Source organism: Bradyrhizobium sp. WSM4874, from assembly GCF_055811835.1.
In genome coordinates this window covers 88,279-106,658 of the sequence record NZ_JBVVPR010000002.1, presented here as the reverse complement: position 1 = coordinate 106,658, position 18,380 = coordinate 88,279, and the positions used below count along the sequence as shown (strand labels likewise).

16 protein-coding genes are annotated in these 18,380 nt (G+C 64.6%); 11 read left to right on the top strand and 5 right to left on the bottom strand.

What is annotated here, in order from left to right:
• The first annotated feature begins 140 nt into the window (after nt 1-140).
• Nucleotides 141-896, top strand: coding sequence for an SDR family oxidoreductase (locus tag AC0L3P_RS02815; RefSeq protein WP_354059106.1), 756 nt, complete (start codon nt 141-143; stop codon nt 894-896).
• 81 nt (nt 897-977) lie between these two features.
• On the opposite strand, the gene AC0L3P_RS02810 is transcribed toward AC0L3P_RS02815, so the two are convergent.
• Nucleotides 978-2,315: a S41 family peptidase gene (locus AC0L3P_RS02810; RefSeq protein ID WP_354059104.1), complete on the bottom strand. Its 1,338-nt coding sequence runs from the start codon at nt 2,313-2,315 to the stop codon at nt 978-980.
• A 304-nt stretch (nt 2,316-2,619) separates the two neighbouring features.
• Here AC0L3P_RS02810 and AC0L3P_RS02805 point away from each other — a divergent pair, with 304 nt between their 5' ends.
• The 7 genes from AC0L3P_RS02805 to AC0L3P_RS02775 all read left to right on the top strand — a co-directional run bounded on the left by AC0L3P_RS02805 (nt 2,620) and on the right by AC0L3P_RS02775 (nt 9,134).
• The gene (locus AC0L3P_RS02805) at nt 2,620-3,753 is read left to right on the top strand and encodes an alpha-hydroxy acid oxidase (RefSeq protein WP_473300924.1); all 1,134 of its coding nucleotides are present in this window, start codon (nt 2,620-2,622) and stop codon (nt 3,751-3,753) included.
• Nucleotides 3,754-3,761: 8 nt separating this feature from the next.
• Nucleotides 3,762-4,394, top strand: coding sequence for an HAD family hydrolase (locus AC0L3P_RS02800; protein ID WP_473300923.1), 633 nt, complete (start codon nt 3,762-3,764; stop codon nt 4,392-4,394).
• 169 nt (nt 4,395-4,563) lie between these two features.
• Nucleotides 4,564-4,755 (top strand): hypothetical protein, encoded by a 192-nt coding sequence (locus AC0L3P_RS02795; RefSeq protein ID WP_275171251.1) that lies wholly within the window; start codon nt 4,564-4,566, stop codon nt 4,753-4,755.
• Nucleotides 4,756-4,982: 227 nt separating this feature from the next.
• Nucleotides 4,983-6,194, top strand: coding sequence for a molybdopterin molybdotransferase MoeA (locus tag AC0L3P_RS02790; RefSeq protein WP_473300922.1), 1,212 nt, complete (start codon nt 4,983-4,985; stop codon nt 6,192-6,194).
• 176 nt (nt 6,195-6,370) lie between these two features.
• Nucleotides 6,371-7,072 carry a transcriptional repressor LexA gene (lexA, locus tag AC0L3P_RS02785; RefSeq protein ID WP_027518170.1) on the top strand — a complete coding sequence of 234 codons (702 nt, stop codon included), beginning with the start codon at nt 6,371-6,373 and terminating at the stop codon, nt 7,070-7,072.
• Nucleotides 7,073-7,534: 462 nt separating this feature from the next.
• Nucleotides 7,535-7,969: a hypothetical protein gene (locus AC0L3P_RS02780; RefSeq protein ID WP_473300921.1), complete on the top strand. Its 435-nt coding sequence runs from the start codon at nt 7,535-7,537 to the stop codon at nt 7,967-7,969.
• A 223-nt stretch (nt 7,970-8,192) separates the two neighbouring features.
• On the top strand, nt 8,193-9,134 hold the full coding sequence (locus tag AC0L3P_RS02775; protein WP_473300920.1) for a GAF domain-containing protein: 942 nt from the start codon (nt 8,193-8,195) through the stop codon (nt 9,132-9,134).
• 9 nt (nt 9,135-9,143) lie between these two features.
• On the opposite strand, the gene AC0L3P_RS02770 is transcribed toward AC0L3P_RS02775, so the two are convergent.
• The 4 genes from AC0L3P_RS02770 to AC0L3P_RS02755 all read right to left on the bottom strand — a co-directional run bounded on the left by AC0L3P_RS02770 (nt 9,144) and on the right by AC0L3P_RS02755 (nt 13,912).
• Nucleotides 9,144-11,426 carry a ComEC/Rec2 family competence protein gene (locus tag AC0L3P_RS02770; RefSeq protein WP_473300919.1) on the bottom strand — a complete coding sequence of 761 codons (2,283 nt, stop codon included), beginning with the start codon at nt 11,424-11,426 and terminating at the stop codon, nt 9,144-9,146.
• A gap of 95 nt (nt 11,427-11,521) precedes the next feature.
• Nucleotides 11,522-11,755 carry a DUF2171 domain-containing protein gene (locus AC0L3P_RS02765; RefSeq protein ID WP_473300918.1) on the bottom strand — a complete coding sequence of 78 codons (234 nt, stop codon included), beginning with the start codon at nt 11,753-11,755 and terminating at the stop codon, nt 11,522-11,524.
• Nucleotides 11,756-11,839: 84 nt separating this feature from the next.
• Nucleotides 11,840-12,226 (bottom strand): nuclear transport factor 2 family protein, encoded by a 387-nt coding sequence (locus AC0L3P_RS02760; RefSeq protein WP_473300917.1) that lies wholly within the window; start codon nt 12,224-12,226, stop codon nt 11,840-11,842.
• A gap of 9 nt (nt 12,227-12,235) precedes the next feature.
• Nucleotides 12,236-13,912: a glutamine--tRNA ligase/YqeY domain fusion protein gene (locus tag AC0L3P_RS02755; RefSeq protein WP_473300916.1), complete on the bottom strand. Its 1,677-nt coding sequence runs from the start codon at nt 13,910-13,912 to the stop codon at nt 12,236-12,238.
• A gap of 156 nt (nt 13,913-14,068) precedes the next feature.
• Between AC0L3P_RS02755 and gltX the strand changes: the two genes are divergently transcribed.
• From gltX to AC0L3P_RS02740, 3 genes are all read left to right on the top strand, one after another.
• Nucleotides 14,069-15,496, top strand: a complete 1,428-nt coding sequence (gltX, locus tag AC0L3P_RS02750) for a glutamate--tRNA ligase (RefSeq protein ID WP_473300915.1) — start codon at nt 14,069-14,071, stop codon at nt 15,494-15,496.
• 193 nt (nt 15,497-15,689) lie between these two features.
• Complete coding sequence (gltA, locus tag AC0L3P_RS02745; protein WP_018458093.1) at nt 15,690-16,994, top strand: citrate synthase; 1,305 nt, start codon at nt 15,690-15,692, stop codon at nt 16,992-16,994.
• Between the two features lie 177 nt (nt 16,995-17,171).
• On the top strand, nt 17,172-18,350 hold the full coding sequence (locus AC0L3P_RS02740; RefSeq protein ID WP_473300914.1) for an ROK family transcriptional regulator: 1,179 nt from the start codon (nt 17,172-17,174) through the stop codon (nt 18,348-18,350).
• Nucleotides 18,351-18,380 lie beyond the last annotated feature (30 nt).

The window sequence follows — 18,380 nt, the reverse complement described above, 5'->3', positions numbered from 1 at the left end:
GCTTGCGGACGCTTTCCCGTTCAAGACGTCATTTCCGGCACGGCTTATCCGCGCCTGGATGTTGCTGTCGCGCCGGATAGCTCGCCGCCGGGGTTTTCCTGGATTGCCGTGGCCTTCACCTCCACCGAAAGGCAGCAACCATGAAGATGACCGGCAACACGATCCTCATCACCGGCGCCACCAGCGGCATCGGCCGCGCACTGGCCGAGGCTTTCCACGACCGCGGCAATCGCGTCATCGTTACCGGGCGACGGCAGTCCTTGCTCGATCAGATCACCGCTGAACGCCCGGGCCTGATCGGCCTGACGCTTGACCTCGCCGATCCCTCAAGCCTGCCGCGCCTCTCGGCCGAGATCCGCGCAAGCTTTCCCGAGCTCAACGTGCTGATTGCCAACGCCGGCATCTCGCGGCCGGAGGACATAACGGCAGACGGCTGGGATGCCGCGGACGCGGAAGCCATCGTCGCGACCAACATTCTGGGCGTGCTACGCGTCACCGCGGCGGTCCTGCCGCTCCTGAAAGGGCAACCGAACGCGACGATCATGGCGACCAGCTCGAACCTCGCCTTCGTGCCGCGCGCCGACTTCCCGGCCTATTGTGCCAGCAAGGCGTTCCTGCACTCCTGGCTCCAGTCGCTGCGGCATCAGCTTCGCAAGATCCCCGTCGAAGTGCTGGAGCTCGCACCGCCCTATGTGCAGACCGGGCTCACAGGCTCGCAACAGGCGAGCGATACGCGCGCGATGCCGCTTCCCGCCTATATCGCTGAGGTCATGCAATTGCTGGAGTCGCGGGTCCATCCCGGCGGCGAGGTGCTGGTCGCGCGCGATCGCGCCCGGCGCTGGGCCGAGCGCGACGGCTGCTACGAGGCCACCTTCGCGGCCATGAACCCGAGCTGACACAGCGTCCCGAAACAAGTTCGCCCGGGAACGGCTATCCGTTCCCGGGCGATCAATACCTTACCGTCGCGAGGACCTAGGCTAGTTCGGCACCGCAGCCTTCAGCGCCGGCTTGGCGGCGACGGCATTTGCGGTTTGGCCATGCAGGAAGTCGTAGGCCGTATGCAGGGCCTTGTCGTCTTTCGCTTCCGGCGGGACATAGGACTGCGATCCGGTCTGCTCGGTGCCATCGGCCGCCTGGAGATGGCCGCGCATCTGGGACTCCGCCATGGTGTCCATCCGGCCCTTCAGCTCGGGCGGCACGTCCTGGAGGATCTCGATGTCGGGCGCGATGCCCTGGGCCTGGATCGAGCGGCCCGAGGGTGTGTAGTAGCGCGCCGTGGTCAGCGCCAGCGCGCCGTTGCCGGTGCCGAGCGGAATGATGGTCTGCACCGAGCCCTTGCCGAACGAGCGCGTGCCGATCAGCGTGGCGCGCTTGTGGTCATGCAGCGCGCCGGCCACGATCTCCGAGGCCGAGGCCGAGCCGCCATTGACCAGAACCACCAGCGGCTTGCCCTTGGTGAGGTCGCCACCATGCGCGGTGAAGCGCTGGGTCTCTTCCGGATTGCGGCCGCGGGTCGAGACGACCTCGCCACGCTGCAGGAACGCGCTCGACACCGACACGGCCTGGTCGAGCAATCCGCCCGGATTGTTGCGCAGGTCCATCACGTAGCCCACCAGCTTCTCCGGCGGAACGTCCTTGGAGATCGATGCGATCGCCTTCTTCAGGCCGTCGGTGGTCTGCTCGTTGAACGAGGTGACGCGGATATAGCCGATATCGCCATTCTCGACGTGGAAGCGCACGGGGCGCACATGGATGATCTCGCGCTTGATCGCGACGTCGAGCGGGGCGTCGGCCCCCTTGCGCACGATCGTGAGCTTGGTCTGGGTCTCGACCGGCCCCTTCATCTTGTTGACGGCCTGCTCGAGCGTCATGCCCTGCACGGCATCGCCATCGATCTTGCTGATGAGGTCGCCCGACATAATGCCGGCCTTGGACGCCGGCGTGTCGTCGATCGGCGAGACGACCTTGACCAGCCCTTCCTCCATCGTGACCTCGATGCCGAGCCCGCCGAACTCGCCGGAGGTGGTCTCCTGCATCTCGGTCCAGGCCTTGTCGTTCATGTAGCGCGAGTGCGGATCGAGCGAGGTCACCATGCCGGTGATCGCGCCTTCGATCAGCTTGGCATTGTCGGGCTTCTCGACATAGCTCGCCTTCACCCGCTCGAACACTTCGCCGAACAAATTGAGTTTGGAATAGGCGTCATCCGCCCTCGCTGCCGCCCGTGCCGCCCATACGCCGCCATGCGGACTGGCTACCAAAAGGGTCAGACACGCTCCAGTGAGCGCGCCCAGTGGAAACAGCAGGGTTTTCCGCATGGATAGGCTGGCCTTTTTGCTTCGCGGTTCGGTGGGGCTGGGGAGCCGCCATCCAAATGGCGATCCAGCCTGCTTCTCACAATACCATTCCGGTTTCTTCAAGGCCGGGATGCCACGCCGGCGGGTACCCCGTAAAAATCCCTTCGTCCGGACCTAAACTTTCGGCAACGTTGGAGGACCCGGTATGAGCGCAGCGGGACGGCCGGCCGGCCCACGCCTTGCAGCCATGCCATTTTAGGATGGTTTTGGCGACGCGGACGGGTTAGGCGATGAGGTAAGGCTTCAAATTCTCGGGAGGATAACAATGAACGAAGCACCCCGCATCCAAGCGGAAAGGAACGTCGAGCTCGGCGCCAGCACCGAGCCGTTCCAGAATCTGCATGAATTCATCCGGAAAGCGCGTTCCAACCTCAACCAGAATGCCTGGGATTATATCGTCGGCGCGGCCGAGACCGAGACCACGATGCGTCGCAACCGCATGGCGCTGGACGAGATCGCCTTCCGCCCGCGCGTGCTGCGCGATGTCCGCAAGGTCACAGGTTCGGTCGAGCAGTTCGGCCGCAAGATGCGCCTGCCGGTCGTGCTCGCCCCCGTCGGCGCGCTTGAGATCTTCGACCCGGATGGTGCGGCGAGCGTAGCGCGCGCCTGCGGCACTTTCGGTGCAGCGCACATGCTCAGTTCGGTGTCCGAGCCCGGCCTCGAAAAGACCGCCGAAGCTGCGCCCGACGCGCTGCGCCTCTACCAGCTCTACGTGCGCGGCGACGACGCGTTCGTCGCCGACGTCGTCAGCCGAGCCGAGAAGAATGCCTATGCCGCCTTCTGCCTGACCGTCGACACCGCTCATTACAGCCGTCGCGAACGTGACATCGCCAAGCGCTACGTTCGCGAGAGCCGCCTGCGCGCCACCGGCGGCGATTACCAGAAGGGTCTGGAGTGGCGGACGGTGAAGATGATCAAGGACAAGTTCAAGATCCCGCTGATCCTCAAGGGCATCGCGACGCCGGAGGACGCGCTGATCGCGATCGATCACGGCGTCGAATGGATTTACGTCTCCAACCATGGCGGCCGTCAGCTCGATCACGGTCGCGGCGCCATGCATGTTCTGCCCGAGATCGTCGCCGCCGTGAACGGCCGCGCCAAGATCATGGTCGATGGCGGTGTCTGTCGCGGCACCGACATCGTCAAGGCGATCGCGGCGGGCGCCGACCTCGTCGGCATCGGCCGGCTGCAATGCTGGGCGCTGGCGGCGGCCGGTGAAGCCGGCGTGGCGCGCATGCTGGAGCTGCTCGAGGACGAAGTGCTGCGCTGCCTCGGCCTCTTGGGTGCGACCTCGTTCGCCGAGGTCAACAAATCCTGCCTGCACCAGGCGACCGCAACCAACGCGCCCAGCGTGTTCAGCGCGTTTCCGCTGTTCGATCACGAGCCATATCGATACTGAGTGAAAGGATGCAGGTGACATCGCTCTCTCCCGGCAGCGCGGATGCGCTTCTGTTCGATCTCGGCCGCGTGGTGCTCGATATCGATTTCTCCAAGGCCATCGCCTGCTGGTCGGGACATGCCGGCTGCAAGCCCGAATCCCTCGTCGCGCGCTATGTGCGGGACAGCGAAGCCTATCGTTTGCACGAGATGGGGAAGATCAGCGATGAGGACTATTTCGCCTCATTGCGAGCCTCGCTCGGAATCGGCATTTCGGACGCGCAGTTCCTGGAAGGCTGGAACGCGATTTTCGCCGGCGAAATGCCTGACATCGCCGAGCTGCTGCCGCGGGCAGCGAAGCAGATGCCGCTCTACGCTTTCTCCAATACCAACCGGCCGCACGTGGACCATTTCTCAAGGGAATATGCCGACCTCCTCGGCCATTTCCGCGAGCTCTATTTGTCGTCCAGCATCGGCTTGCGCAAACCGGATGCGGAGGCCTTCGACCACGTCATTGCGGCGATCGGCGTACCCGCCGGGCGCATCGTGTTCTTCGACGATCTTGCCGAAAACATCGAGGGAGCGCGGGCGCGCGGCTTGACGGCCGTGCATGTGACTTCGCCGCGTGACGTCGGGAACGCATTGAAGGCATTGGGCATTTGACGAGGAGCCCTTGTCGCGAAACCCACGGCGGCACGGCCCGACGGGACCAATTTTGAAGGAATTGAGGAACCCGATCACTTTGTGCATTTTTGTACAGAGTTCCGGGAACGGAATACCGCCTTCCGGACTCTTAGAGTCCGTTGGGACTTCTACGGACGGATGCATCATCGTGCTGGGCAAAACCTACCTCACCAAGCAAGCCTCTCTTCTTCTTGAATTCGCCAGGACAACTTCAGATTCGGACCTTTCCGCCAAGCTTGTGAGCAAGGCCGCCGACCTGAAATCCCAAGCCGATCCGCTACCCGACAAGGATCAAGGACCCAAGGCGCCCGACGTAACTCCCGGGCAGGCAGGGAGCTGATCGGTACAGGCCGGGGGGCGCACGTCGTTCTCGTCTTACCATGACCACTCTCCTGCCGATCTGTCAGGTTCTTCGGATCATGCCGCGACGCGCTTGATCCTGCCTTCCGGAACAATGTGAAGCGGCGGGATGACTGCGCTCGCTCAGCCGTTTTTGCCTCTGCGCCCGCGCTCGGCTAGAAGACTTGCGGAACATTCGCCCGAACGTGCCGAGCAGGAGTTTTCGCCGTGGCCTTGATGCCGGTTTCTGACGCGCTTGCCGCGGTGCTGGCGGGTGCAGAGCCGCTGCCCGAAGAAATGATTTCCCTCGACGAGGCCTACCATCGCGTGCTCGCGCGTGACGTCGCGGCGCGACGCACGCAGCCGCCGCAGGCGATGTCCGCGATGGACGGCTACGCGGTGCGCGCGGCCGATGCCGCGACGATCGATTCGGAGCTCACCGTCATCGGCGAAGTCGCGGCAGGCCGACCGTTCGCGGGGACGGTCGGCGCCGGCGAGGCCGTGCGGATCTTCACCGGCGGCGTCGTTCCCGGTGGCGCGGACGCCGTCGTGATCCAGGAGGACACGGTCGCCGCCGGCAAGCGTATCACGATCAAGGAAGCCGCGATCGCCGGACGGCACATCCGTCCCGCCGGCGTCGATTTCCGCGAGGGCGACGTGCTCCTGCGCAAGGGAAGCCGTCTCACCGAGCGCGACCTCGCGCTCGCCGCCGGGATGAACCATCCGCGCCTTGCCGTTTTCAGGCGTCCGAAGGTCGCGATTCTCGCCACCGGCGACGAGCTGGTGATGCCGGGCACCACGCCCGGTCACGGCCAGATCGTCTATTCCAACGGCTACGCCCTGCACGCGCTCGCCCGCAGCGAGGGCGCCGAGACCATCGACCTCGGTATTGCCGCCGACACGCTGGAGGCCACCACCACCGGCATCCGCCGCGCCCGCGAGAGCGGCGCCGACATCCTGATCACGACCGGCGGCGCATCGGTCGGCGACCACGATCTGGTCCAGCAGGCACTGAGGGACGAAGGCATCGCGATGGCGTTCTGGAAAATCGCGATGCGGCCAGGCAAGCCGATGATGCACGGTCGGCTCGGCACAATGGGTGTGATCGGCCTGCCGGGCAATCCCGTGTCGTCCTACGTGTGCGCTTTCCTGTTCCTGGTGCCTCTGATTCGCGCCCTGTCTGGCCGTTCTGTGATTCACCATCGCCGTGAAAGCGCCGTGCTCGGCCGCGACGTCGGCGCCAACGACCAGCGCGAGGACTATCTGCGCGCGCATCTGGAGGAGCGTGACGACGGCACACGCGTCGTTCTTCCCGTCAATCATCAGGACTCTTCGCTGCTTGCGAATCTCGCTGCAGCACAGGTACTTCTCGTGCGCGCTCCGTTCGCGCCGAAGGCCGAAGCTGGCACGGCTTGCGAAGTGCTGCGGCTCCCCGTCTGAGCGCCTCGGCAACGCGCGTTCCGCGAACTTTGCTCTGTTCACGGTAAATTAAGCAGTTGCGGAACATGTATCGAACATATAGTGTCCGTTCATGATTTGTTTCGAGCATGTAGCGGCTTATTGCCGAATTCAGCGTCTCGGAATCGGACGACATCAACCGGGGGACTTTGGTCGAGATGTTAACGCGCAAACAATACGAGCTTCTGCGGTTCATCAGTGAACGTCTGAAGGAAAGCGGCGTGCCGCCCTCCTTCGACGAGATGAAGGATGCGCTCGACCTGCGCTCGAAGTCAGGCATCCATCGCCTGATCACGGCGCTCGAGGAGCGTGGCTTCATCCGACGCCTGCCCAACCGCGCCCGTGCGATTGAAGTCATTAAGCTGCCGGAGCTCCAGGCAGCCGCAGGCAGCCGGCGCGGCTTCACGCCGAGCGTCATCGAGGGCAATCTCGGCAAGGTGCGTGCGAGCTCCAGCCTGTCGGCTGACGAGGGCGAGCGTCCCGTCGCGGTGCCGGTGATGGGCCGCATCGCGGCCGGCACGCCGATCGAGGCGTTGCAGACCCGCAGCCATACCATCAGCGTACCGCCTGACATGCTCGGCTCGGGCGAGCATTACGCGCTCGAAGTGCGCGGCGATTCCATGGTCGAGGCCGGCATTCTTGACGGCGACATGGCACTGATCCAGCGCAACGAGAGCGCCGATACCGGCGACATCGTGGTGGCGCTGATCGACGACGAGGAAGCGACGCTGAAGCGCTTCCGCCGTCGCGGTGCCTCGATCGCGCTCGAGCCCGCCAACGCGGCCTATGAGGTCCGCATCCTGCCGCCCAACCGGGTGAAGATTCAGGGCAAGCTGATCGGGCTTTACCGGAAGTACTGATACCGGAAGTGCTTCATACCGGAAGTGCTTGGCGCCTCGCGCGCTTCCACCGGCATCGCCGGTCAGAGATTGGAGCGGATCATCGTCCGCTCCGGCTGGATAGTCGTTCTGGTTCTGCACAGACTATCCTGCCCCTCCTCCGGCGCTGGCTCCTCGCGACGCCCACGGAAACGGCACCGCTTCAAACAGCACCGCTTCGCGGCTCGAGTGTTCGAGGAAACACCGGCCAGCGATCAAGTTCGACCGTTGCAGACAAGCCGGCAATGTTCGCGCATGCGCCTCCCGAATGCATCGCAACGGGCTTTGTTCCTATTGAATTCGGGAAAGATAATGTGATCGCGGCTTGCAGAAGCCAGCCGCAGATTTGCCCACAACCAAGCAGAGCGTTCGTGCTTCCACTCTGATAGAGGCCTGCGCCTCGATAAGAGACGCGGGTAGCTATCCCAGCATGAGGAGCACCCGATGTGTGACTACAGCCTGCATGCCGTCGCGTCGCGCCCCGCCGAAGTCGGCGAGACGATCGTCACGACAAGCTTCCGCGGCACCTCGACGCGCGGCTTCGCCTCCGCAGCCGATCCGTCTGTTGCCGTCTGCCTGCTGCCAGGGACGGAGCTCGCCTTCGCCGACGACGTCCGTTACGACAATCGCTGGATCTGGACGCGCACCATCAATTCCCGCGTGGGCAAGTTCGGCAAGATCGATCCGCACATTCCCGACCGCCATCATGATGCGATCGAATTCCCGGACGGCAAATATGTGCTGGTGACGCAGCTCGTCGAAGGCCAGCGCGCGACCGTGCTGCAACTGCCGGTAACTCAGTCGGTGGCCGAGCGCGAGCACAAGGCGCAGATCGTCGCCGACCGGCCGCCGACCGTCACGCACCTGCCGATCGGCTGACACAGCCGCCTCCGGCTACGAGGTCGGGGGTCAGGATTGAATTGCCATCGCCGGCCGCGGCCGGCGAGATGGTGTGGCTTGCGTCCGCGAAATCCAATCGGATGGACCAAGCCCTTGCACCTCTCCGCCGCACGAAGTTTGAGCCGCCCTGCCTGAAGTTTGAACGTCCGCTTCGCAGCCAAATGACCGATGCTGTCAGGGCTTGAGACGGCGGACACGCTCGATGAAAACCTTCCTTCGCGTCGTTGAACTCTGGGTGCCCGATCGGACGCGCATGCGGCTGAAGTTTGGCGGCGGCCTCTACGACGAAGGGCTGTCCGCGTTCAAGGCCGTCAGCGAAGAGCTGCACTTCGGGTATGACGAGGGACTTCCGGGCAAGGCCTGGGCCGCGGGCCACCCCGTGATCCTCACCAAATTCGCCAACTCCTATTTCAAACGGACCGATCAGGCGCTCGCGGCCGGCCTCACCTGCGGCGTCGCGGTGCCGGTGTTTGCGGGTGAATTCCTGCAAGCCGTCATGGTGCTGTTCTGCGGCGACGACGAAGCGCATGTCGGGGCGATCGAGCTTTGGCACAACGACCCAGATGCTTCCCACGAGATGGGGCTCGTCGATGGCTATTATGGCACCGCCGACATGTTCGAATTCAACTCCCGCCACACTAAATTTCCTCGCGGCTTTGGCCTGCCTGGCCGCACCTGGAAGGCGGGGCTGCCGCTGATCATCAAGAACCTGCACGACGCCAGGAGTTTTCTGCGCTGGGAGGACGCAGCCAAGGTCGGGATCAATTGCGGCGTCGGCGTGCCCTATCGGACCGGCACGGACCAGACCTGGGTCCTGACATTCCTCTCCGCGCAGGCCACGCCGATTGCGCGACGCTTCGAAATCTGGATCCCGAACGAGACCCACTCGGCACTGGTGTTCCGCGCCGGCGATTGCAGCGCGCAGACCGACCTTGCCGCGCTCTATGCGGAAAAATCCATTGCCAGAGGCGAAGGCAGCATCGGCGGGGCCTGGGCGACCGGCATGCCCGCGCTCAACAATGAGCTCGCGCATGACGGCTCGGTCGCCGGTTTCGAAGCCTGCACAGCCGGACTGAGCCGGATGGTGGCCCTGCCGGTCATCGGCAATTCCAGGCTCGACGCCGTGCTGGCCTGGTACTTGTAACCGATCCGATCAATCGTCGGCCTGCAAGTCGGTCTCCGCCGGCGTTGCGTCCTTGGTGCGGGGCGCGGTCGTCTTAGGCGCAAGGCTGCCGTCGAAATCACCCTCGCCGGCGCCGGCCGGTAACCAGGGGCGGCTCGTGCCTCTCGCCCTCACCGCCTGAACCACAAAACCGTCACCACGCTGCGTCAGCGCCAGCGCGCTCTGGCTGGCGAGCCGCTGCCGATCGACCACCATCGCCGCGCAATCGGGCGGCGCGGGACGTGTCGTCACCACCAGCGCGGCCCGACTGCAATCGTCCGCGAGAGCGTCGACGCGCAGTGCCAGTGCGACCAGCCTCCCGTCGGCCAGTGGCGTCACGCAGCCGGATTCGTCACAGGACACGCCATCGGCCAGCGAGGCTCTGCCGGCATCGCGCGGATCGGCGTCGGCAGCGAGCCATTCCTTGAGCAGAAAGCTGTCCTTGTTCGTCCTGATCAGGTGTAGATATCCGTCCCTGCCCCGCACGGCGACGCTCGCGCCATCCCCGGCAATCAGGATGTCGGGCTGCCGCGACGACAGTCCCCAGAGGATCGCAGCCAGCAGCACCAGTGCGCCCGACCAGCGCAGCGGCGTGCGCAACAGTCCCAGCACGATGATTCCCAGGCTCGCCGCGATCAGCGGCGCGATCCCGAACGCCGGGATGCGGCCGACCGCGCCCGGCAATGCCGCGACCCATCGCGAGACCGCGACCATCCAGTCGATGCCGATTCCCATCAGCCACCAGAACACGCTGTCGAGCCCGAACGGCGCCGCAAGCAGCCCCAACAGTCCTGCCGGCATCACCAGTGCCGAGACCACCGGCATCGCGCCGAGATTGGCGAGCACCCCGAACGGCGTGACACGGTGGAAGTGGAACGCGGCATAGGGCGTGGTCGCAAGTCCCGCAATCAGCGAAGCCATGAACAGCATCGCGATCTCGCGGCCGCCCCACATCGCAATGCGCGCGGTCGCCGAATGGTCCGGCGAGGCAAACAAATTCGGCATGCCGATCTGCACCAGCGCCACCAGCCCCAGCGTTGCCGCAAACGACATCTGAAAACTCGGATGCACCAGCGCTTCCGGCGCGACCGCCAGCACGATCAGCGCGGCGACAGCAAGCGTGCGGAAGGTGATGGCGCGGCGATCGACCATCACTGCGATCAGCACCACCGCGGTCATGAAGAACGATCTTTGCGTGGCGACCTCCGCGCCCGACAGCAGCAGGTAGAACGCAGCGGCGACCAGCGCGGCGGCGGCCGACCATTTCTTGATGGCGAAGCCGGCCGCCAATCCCGGGATCAGAGCGAGCAGCGCCCGGACCGCGAAGAACACGACACCGGCAACGACGGCCATGTGATAACCGGAGATCGAGAGCACGTGGCCGAGGCCTGAGATGAACATCGCGTCGTTGACGGGCGTGGTGATCGCATCGCGCCGCCCGGTGAGCAGCGCGGTCGCGATCGCCCGGTTGTCGCCGTCGAGCGTCGCCCGGATGCGGGCATCGATCGCATCGCGCAGGCCTTGCATGAAGGCCGCGTAACGCAGCCGCAAGCCGGCGGCCTCAGGCGGCGCCGCCACCGTGATGGCGCCCATCGCGAAGCCGGAGGCGCCAATGCCCTGGAAAAACATGTCTCGCGAAAAGTCGTAGCTGCCGGGCCGTACCGGCGCGAGCGGCGGCATCAGCCGTGCCTTCAGCTGAACGAAGCTGCCGACCTCCGGCGCGGTGCCCTTGCGGACCGACAGGCGTACGCGCTCGAGCCTCACGTCGCTCCGCTGCGCCTCCATCGCGGTGACGCGCAGCACGAAACGATCGGTGCGCTCGCGGATGTCGCGGGCTTCGACGAAGCCCGACAACGACACCGAATAGAGCGTCTTAGCCAGCACCGGGTGGGCGATGCGCGCCGTCTTCCAGGTCGCGACGGCAAAGCCGGTCGCGACCGCCGCGATCATGATGGCCGGGGCGAACAGCCGGCTCCGCCGCAACAGAGCCGCGCCAAGCAGGAGCGCAATGGCGGTCGTTGCAACGACCCACAGCACCGGCTCGTGATCAGCAGAGAAATAAAGCGCGATGCCGCAGCCAAACGCGACGGGCACCCACGGCAACAGCCGCCCGGCGCCAGCCTCGGCGCGTAGCCACGCGCGCAAGGTCTCAACCAGCGATGTCCAGAAGAAGTCGAAGCCTGCAGGCGCGAGGCCGCCCGCGGACGCGGCGCGGCCCGCGGGCCACGTCCCCGCGATCCCCTGCGACCGTACCGGCCGGCCCGGCTCCGCCATTCCCTGCACTCGATGATACGCAACGAAGTCAGAAGCTACCGGAACGTGCAGGCGGACGGATAGCGGTACGGATCAGGAACGAAAGGGCGCTACCGCTACTTTTCCTCTTCCATCGTCACGGCGACATCGGCCTTGGCCGACAGCCGAACCTTGTTGCCCTCGACTTCGGCGACGAGGCCCTTATCGATGAAGTGGTGGTGACCCTTGTGGCTGCCCTCGCCGCTGTCCTTCTTGGTCAGCTTGATGCGATTGCCTTCGACCTTGTCGACGGTGCCGATGTGGACGCCGTCGGCGCCGATGACTTCCATATGCTCTGCGATGTTCTGCATGGTGGGTTCCTTGTTGGGCCCACTCCAACGCGCAGGAAGCACGTTCGTTCTCTCACGAGAATGACGAAGTTGTGTGCCCTCTGGTCAGATCAGCGGCGCCTGCGACGAAGCATGGTGATTGACGATCTTCCAGTCGCCGTGCTCGCGAATGATGACCCAGCTCATCTTGACCACGAGATCGGGGCGCTCGCCGGCGAGGTCGAACGAGATGGTTGCGCCCATGTTGATGAGGTCAGGACCTGCCTGCGCCGCCTTCACCTCCGAAAACACCGCAGCTGGCTGGCGCCAGCGCGGCAGGCCGTTGAAATAGTCGGCGACGCCATCTCTGCCGCGGTAGAGCTTCGGATTGGAGCCGAAGAAGAAGGCATTCTTCGAATACAGAGACGAGAGGGCCGCGGCGTCGAGCGTGGCGAAGCCGGCGCGCCACTTCGCGATCACGGCGGAAACGACGGCGTCGGCTTCGTCGCTCATTGCGGTCCCTCAGCCTTTGGCAACTTCCTTCGCGAACGTGTCGCGCAGACCGATGGTCCTGGAAAATACCGGTCTGCCGGGCGTCGAGTCCTTGTCGCGCACGAAATAGCCCTGGCGCTCGAACTGCATCGGCTCGGTCGAATTGCTTTCCGCGACCGATGCCTCGACGCGGGCATCAGCGAGAATCTCCAGCGACTGCGGATTGAGGTCGGCGGCGAAGTTCGAGGCGTCCGGGCTCGGATTGGCAAACAGCTGGTTGTAAACGCGGATTTCCGCGGGCACGGATGTTGCCGCCGACAGCCAGTGCATGGTGGCCTTGACCTTGCGACCATCGGGCGCGTTGCCGCCCTTGGTCGCGGGATCGTAGGTGCAACGCAGCTCCACCACTTCGCCGGCATCGTTCTTGATCACGCCGGTGCACTTGACGAAATAGGCGTAGCGCAGCCGCACCTCGTTGCCCGGCGACAGACGGAAGAACTTTTTCGGCGGGTTCTCCATGAAGTCGTCCTGCTCGATATAGAGCTCACGGCCGAACGTGATCTTGCGGGTGCCGGCGGAGGGATCGTCCGGATGGTTGATCGCCTCGAGCTCCTCGGTCTGCCCTTCCGGATAGTTCTCGATCACGACCTTGAGCGGCTTCAGCACCGCCATGCGCCGCTGCGACGTGCGGTTCAATTCCTCACGGATGCAGAATTCCAGCATGCCGACGTCGACGACGCTGTTGGCTTTCGCCACGCCGATGCGCTTGACGAACTCGCGAAGGGCGGCCGGCGGCACGCCGCGGCGGCGCATCCCAGCCATCGTCGGCATGCGCGGATCGTCCCAGCCAGCGACATGGCCCTCGCGGACGAGCTGGGTCAGCACGCGCTTCGACAGCAGCGTGTAGGTCAAATTCAGCCGCGCGAATTCGTACTGGTGCGGCTTCGACGGCACCGGCAGCTTCTCGATGAACCAGTCATAGAGCGGCCGGTGATCCTCGAACTCCAGCGTGCAGATCGAGTGCGTGATGCCTTCGATGGCGTCCGACTGGCCGTGCGCATAATCGTAGCTCGGATAGATGCTCCACTTGGTCCCGGTGCGCGGATGGTGCGCATGCAGGATGCGGTACAGCACGGGATCGCGCAGATTGATGTTGCCCGCACCCATGTCGATCTTGGCCCGCAGCACGCGCGCGCCGTTCGGGAATTCGCCCGCCTTCATGCGACGGAACAGGTCGAGGTTTTCATCCACGGTGCGATCGCGGAACGGCGAGTTCCTGCCGGGCTCCGTCAGCGTGCCACGTGAGGCGCGGATCTCTTCCTGGGTCTGGTCGTCGACATAGGCGAGCCCGTCGCGGATCAGCTGCTCCGCCCATTCGTAGAGGCGGTCGAAATAGTCCGAGGCAAAGAACAGGTTCTTGCCCCAGTCGAAGCCGAGCCAGCGCACGTCGGCCTGGATGGAATCGATATATTCCTGCTCTTCCTTGACCGGGTTGGTGTCGTCGAAGCGCAGATGGCAGCGGCCCGGAAACTCCTGGGCGATGCCGAAATTGAGCGCGATCGACTTGGCGTGGCCGATATGGAGATAGCCGTTCGGCTCCGGCGGGAACCGGGTCACGATCTCCTGGTATTTGGCCTGATCGAGGTCGGCCTGAATGATGTCACGAATGAAATCGCGCCCAACCTCGTTCGCCACCGGTTCTGTCATTACGAAAATCCTGTAGGGAAATCAGCGGCCCTTCTGCCAAATTCGGGACGCTGAGCCAAGAGCTTAAGCAAGGCCTTAAGCCGTCCGCTGCCGGGCTTTAGTTATGCACCGGTCCTGTTATATACCACCGCCTCCAATGCATAGGCCTTGCCAAGAATGACCTCTCCCGTCGTCACCCGCTTCGCTCCCTCGCCGACCGGCTTCCTCCATATCGGGGGCGCGCGCACGGCGCTGTTCAACTGGCTCTATGCGAAGAAGCACGGCGGCAAGATGCTGCTCCGGATCGAGGACACCGACCGGGAGCGCTCCACGGAAGCGGCGATCGGCGCCATCCTCGACGGCCTGAAATGGCTGGAGCTCGGCTGGGATGGCGAGGTCATCTACCAGTTCAGCCGCGCCGCCCGCCACCGCGAAGTCGCCGAGCAGCTGCTCGCCGAGGGCAAGGCCTATCGCTGCTACGCCAGCGCCGAGGAGCTCACCGCGATGCGCGAGAAGGCGCGCGCGGAAGGCCGCACCCGCCTCTATGACGGCCTGTGGCGCGACCGCGACCCGGCGACAGCGCCAAGCGACGTGAAGCCCACCATCCGGCTGCGCGCGCCGCAAACCGGCGAGACCGTGATCGAAGACCAGGTCCAGGGCCGCGTGGTCTGGCAGAACGAGAACCTCGACGATCTCGTCCTGCTGCGCGGCGATGGCAACCCGACCTACATGCTCGCAGTGGTGGTCGACGACCACGACATGGGCGTCACCCATGTCATCCGCGGCGACGACCATTTGATCAACGCGGCCCGCCAAAAGCAGATCTACGACGCGATGGGCTGGACGCTGCCGAGCATGTCCCACATCCCCCTGATCCATGGCCCGGACGGTTCGAAGCTCTCCAAGAGGCACGGCGCGCTCGGCGTCGATGCCTACCGCGCCATGGGATACCTCCCGGCTGCGCTCCGCAACTATCTCGTCCGACTCGGCTGGAGCCATGGCGACCAGGAAATCTTCTCGACCGAGGAGATGATCGCGGCGTTCGACCTCGCCAGCGTCGGCCGCGCAGCAGCGCGCTTCGACTTCGCCAAGCTGGAAAACCTCAACGGCCATTACATCCGCAATGCCGACGATCAATCACTCGTGAAGATGTTCGATGACGTGCTGGACCACGTCGTGCCCAGCCGCGACGAGCTTAAGGCCAAGTTAAACGACACTACGCGCGCGCAGCTTCTGAAGGCCATGCCGGCCCTGAAGGAGCGCGCCAAGACGCTGATCGAGCTGATCGACAGCGCCTATTTCATCTTCGCCGATCGGCCGCTGGAGCTTGATCCGAAGGCGGCAGCGCTGCTGACGCCTGAGAACCGCAAGCTGATCGGCCAGCTTCATTCCGCGCTGGAGAAAGTCGAGCATTGGAGCGGGGCCGCCACGGAAGCCGCGCTGCGCGCCTTTGCCGAGGAAAATAGTCTCAAGCTCGGCGCGGTTGCCCAGCCGCTGCGGGCGGCGCTGACCGGACGGACGACGTCGCCGGGCATATTCGAGGTTTTGGACGTCCTGGGACGCCAGGAAAGCCTGGGCCGGCTTAAAGATCAGGCCGGGGACTAGGCCGAGGACCGGTCAAGGACGGGCCCAAGGACCTGGCTACGACGTAAGTCGACCATGCGTGGCGCCATCTTGCAGCGCACACAGCAATAATATACCCATCTCAGCCGTACCTTCTGGAACATCCGGCCTGCCCTGCGATATCTCATCGGGGCCTCCGGGTCCGGCCCGTTTCACCATACATCGGGGACCTCTGATGGACGCAAAACCAAGCAATAAGACCGCCACACTGACGGTCGGAAACAAGAATTTCGATCTTCCGATCCACAGCGGCAGCGTCGGGCCCGACGTCATCGATATCGGCAAGCTCTACGGCCAGTCCGGCCTGTTCACCTACGACCCGGGCTTCACCTCGACCGCGAGCTGCCAGTCCAAGATCACCTATATCGACGGTGACGCGGGCGTGCTGGAATACCGCGGCTATCCGATCGAGCAGCTCGCCGAGAACGGCGACTTCCTGGAGACCTGCTATCTGCTGCTGTTCGGGGAGCTTCCGACCGCCGCGCAGAAGAAGGATTTCGACGACCGCGTGATCCATCACACGATGGTGCACGAGCAGATGGCCCGTTTCTTCCAGGGCTTCCGCCGCGACGCCCATCCGATGGCGATCATGGTGGCGGCTGTCGGCGCGCTCGCCGCGTTCTATCACGACAGCACCGACATCAACGATCCGAAGCAGCGCATGATCGCCTCCATGCGCATGATCGCCAAGATCCCGACCTTGGCTGCGATGGCCTACAAGTACACGGTCGGCCAGCCCTTCGTGTATCCGAAGAACTCGCTGAAGTTCGCCGAGAACTTCCTGCACATGTGCTTTGCCGTGCCGTGCGAGGACTACAAGATCAACCCGGTGCTGGCTGACGCGCTGGACAAGATCTTCATCCTGCACGCCGACCACGAGCAGAACGCCTCGACCTCGACGGTGCGTATCGCCGGCTCCTCCGGCGCCAACCCGTTCGCCTGTATCGCCGCCGGCATCGCCTGCCTGTGGGGCCCGGCGCATGGCGGCGCCAACGAAGCAGCGCTCGCGATGCTCGCCGAGATCGGCTCGGTCGACAAGATCCCCGAGTTCATCGCCAAAGTGAAGGACAAGAACTCTGAAGTCCGCCTGATGGGCTTCGGTCATCGCGTCTACAAGAACTATGATCCGCGCGCCAAGATCATGCAGAAGATGTGTCACGCCGTGCTCAAGGAGACCGGCCATGGCGACGATCCGATGCTGAAGGTGGCGCTCGAGCTCGAGAAGATCGCGCTCAGCGACCAGTACTTCATTGACCGCAAGCTCTATCCGAACGTCGACTTCTATTCGGGCATCACGCTGAAGGCGATGGGCTTCCCGGTCTCGATGTTCACCGTGCTGTTCGCGGTCGCCCGCACCGTCGGCTGGATCAGCCAGTGGAGCGAGATGATCGAGGATCCGCAGCAGAAAATCGGCCGTCCGCGCCAGCTCTACACCGGCGTCACCCGCCGCGATTACGTCGCGATCAACAACCGGAAGTAAGGTCGAGCCATCACGGCTTTCGAGGCGGCGCCATCTCCGGATGGCGCCGTTTTTGTTTTGCGTCGGCACAATCGTGCTGCCGCGCACAACAACAAGTCGGCGCAATGGCTCGGCCGGCGCTTGACGCCGAAACGCTTCGCGCGCAAATTCTTACTCTAAGTAAGAATGACGACAGGGATGGAAATGCCGGAGCAGCCGAGAAGTCGGCGGCAGACGCGTGCTGCCATTTTGACTCATCTGCTTCAGTCAGGCGGGTCCTTTCGCCCGCCGCTGGCCAAGGCCGTGCGCCTGTCGGAAGCGAGCCTGTCGCGCATCCTGTTCGACCTGAAGGCCGAAGGCCTGATCGAGGAAGTGCGGCGCCCTGCCCCTTACGTCGGCGGCCCGACGGGCCTCGTGTCGCTCGATGGGGCGGTGGCGCTCGCGGCTTTCGAACTCAACACCCAGCGGCTCAGCGTCGGCGTCGGGGGCCTGTCGGGTGAGTTGCACTACACTGGGCATGTGCCGCTGCCGAAGACGCCGACCGTCGCGACCGTCGGCCGGGCGTTTCGCGAGGCGATGGCATTGCTGCGCGACTGGACGCAGCGCCGACGCATCCCCCTCGCGCAGATCGGCGTCTCCATTCCGGGTCTTGGCCGGCTGGGCGCATCAAGCAATCCGATCATTCCCTGCGACGTCGGGCGGATCAGCGAGATGTTCGACGAGAACTTTGCCGGCGTGCCGGTCGAGTTCACCAATTCGGTCGTCGCGCACGCCATTTTTCACCGTTGCCGCACGGAGAATTATCCATTCAGCGGCGCGCATCTCTTCGTCTTCGTCGGTCAGGGCGTCGCAGGCACCTGGATGGATGATCCGATCGAGGACGATGCCCTCCAGCCGGTCGAGCTCGGCCACATGGTGTTCGAAGCCGACGGACCAATTTGCCGCTGTGGCCATCATGGCTGCGTCGAAGCCTATACGTCGCTTCCGGCCTTGACCGAGCTTCTGGGCGTCGCGGAAGCGGAGTTGCTTCAACCCGGCAGCGAATGGGTGACCGCGATGCCGCTCTCGTCGCAGGTGCGGCAGGAATTGCGCTGGCGGCTGTTCCGGCTTGGCCTTGCGATCGGCAACACGCTGAACGTGAAGCCATGCAAGGGCGTCGCGATCAGCGGCTGGCCGTCGCTTCTTGCCGAGGACGATCGCAACGCGCTCGTCGCGGGGATCGACGCCAGCCTGTTGGGCGGCCGCAAGCACGCACAAGTGTCGCTCGCTTTCGTGCCGCCGTCGAATGACAACGATCCGCGGGCGGCGCTGGCATTCGCGGCTTTCTGCCTCGCTTGCCGCGGCGGCATGCCGGCCGCATCGATCGAGGCCGCCTGAGATACCTGATGCCGCGCGGCACTCGCGCGA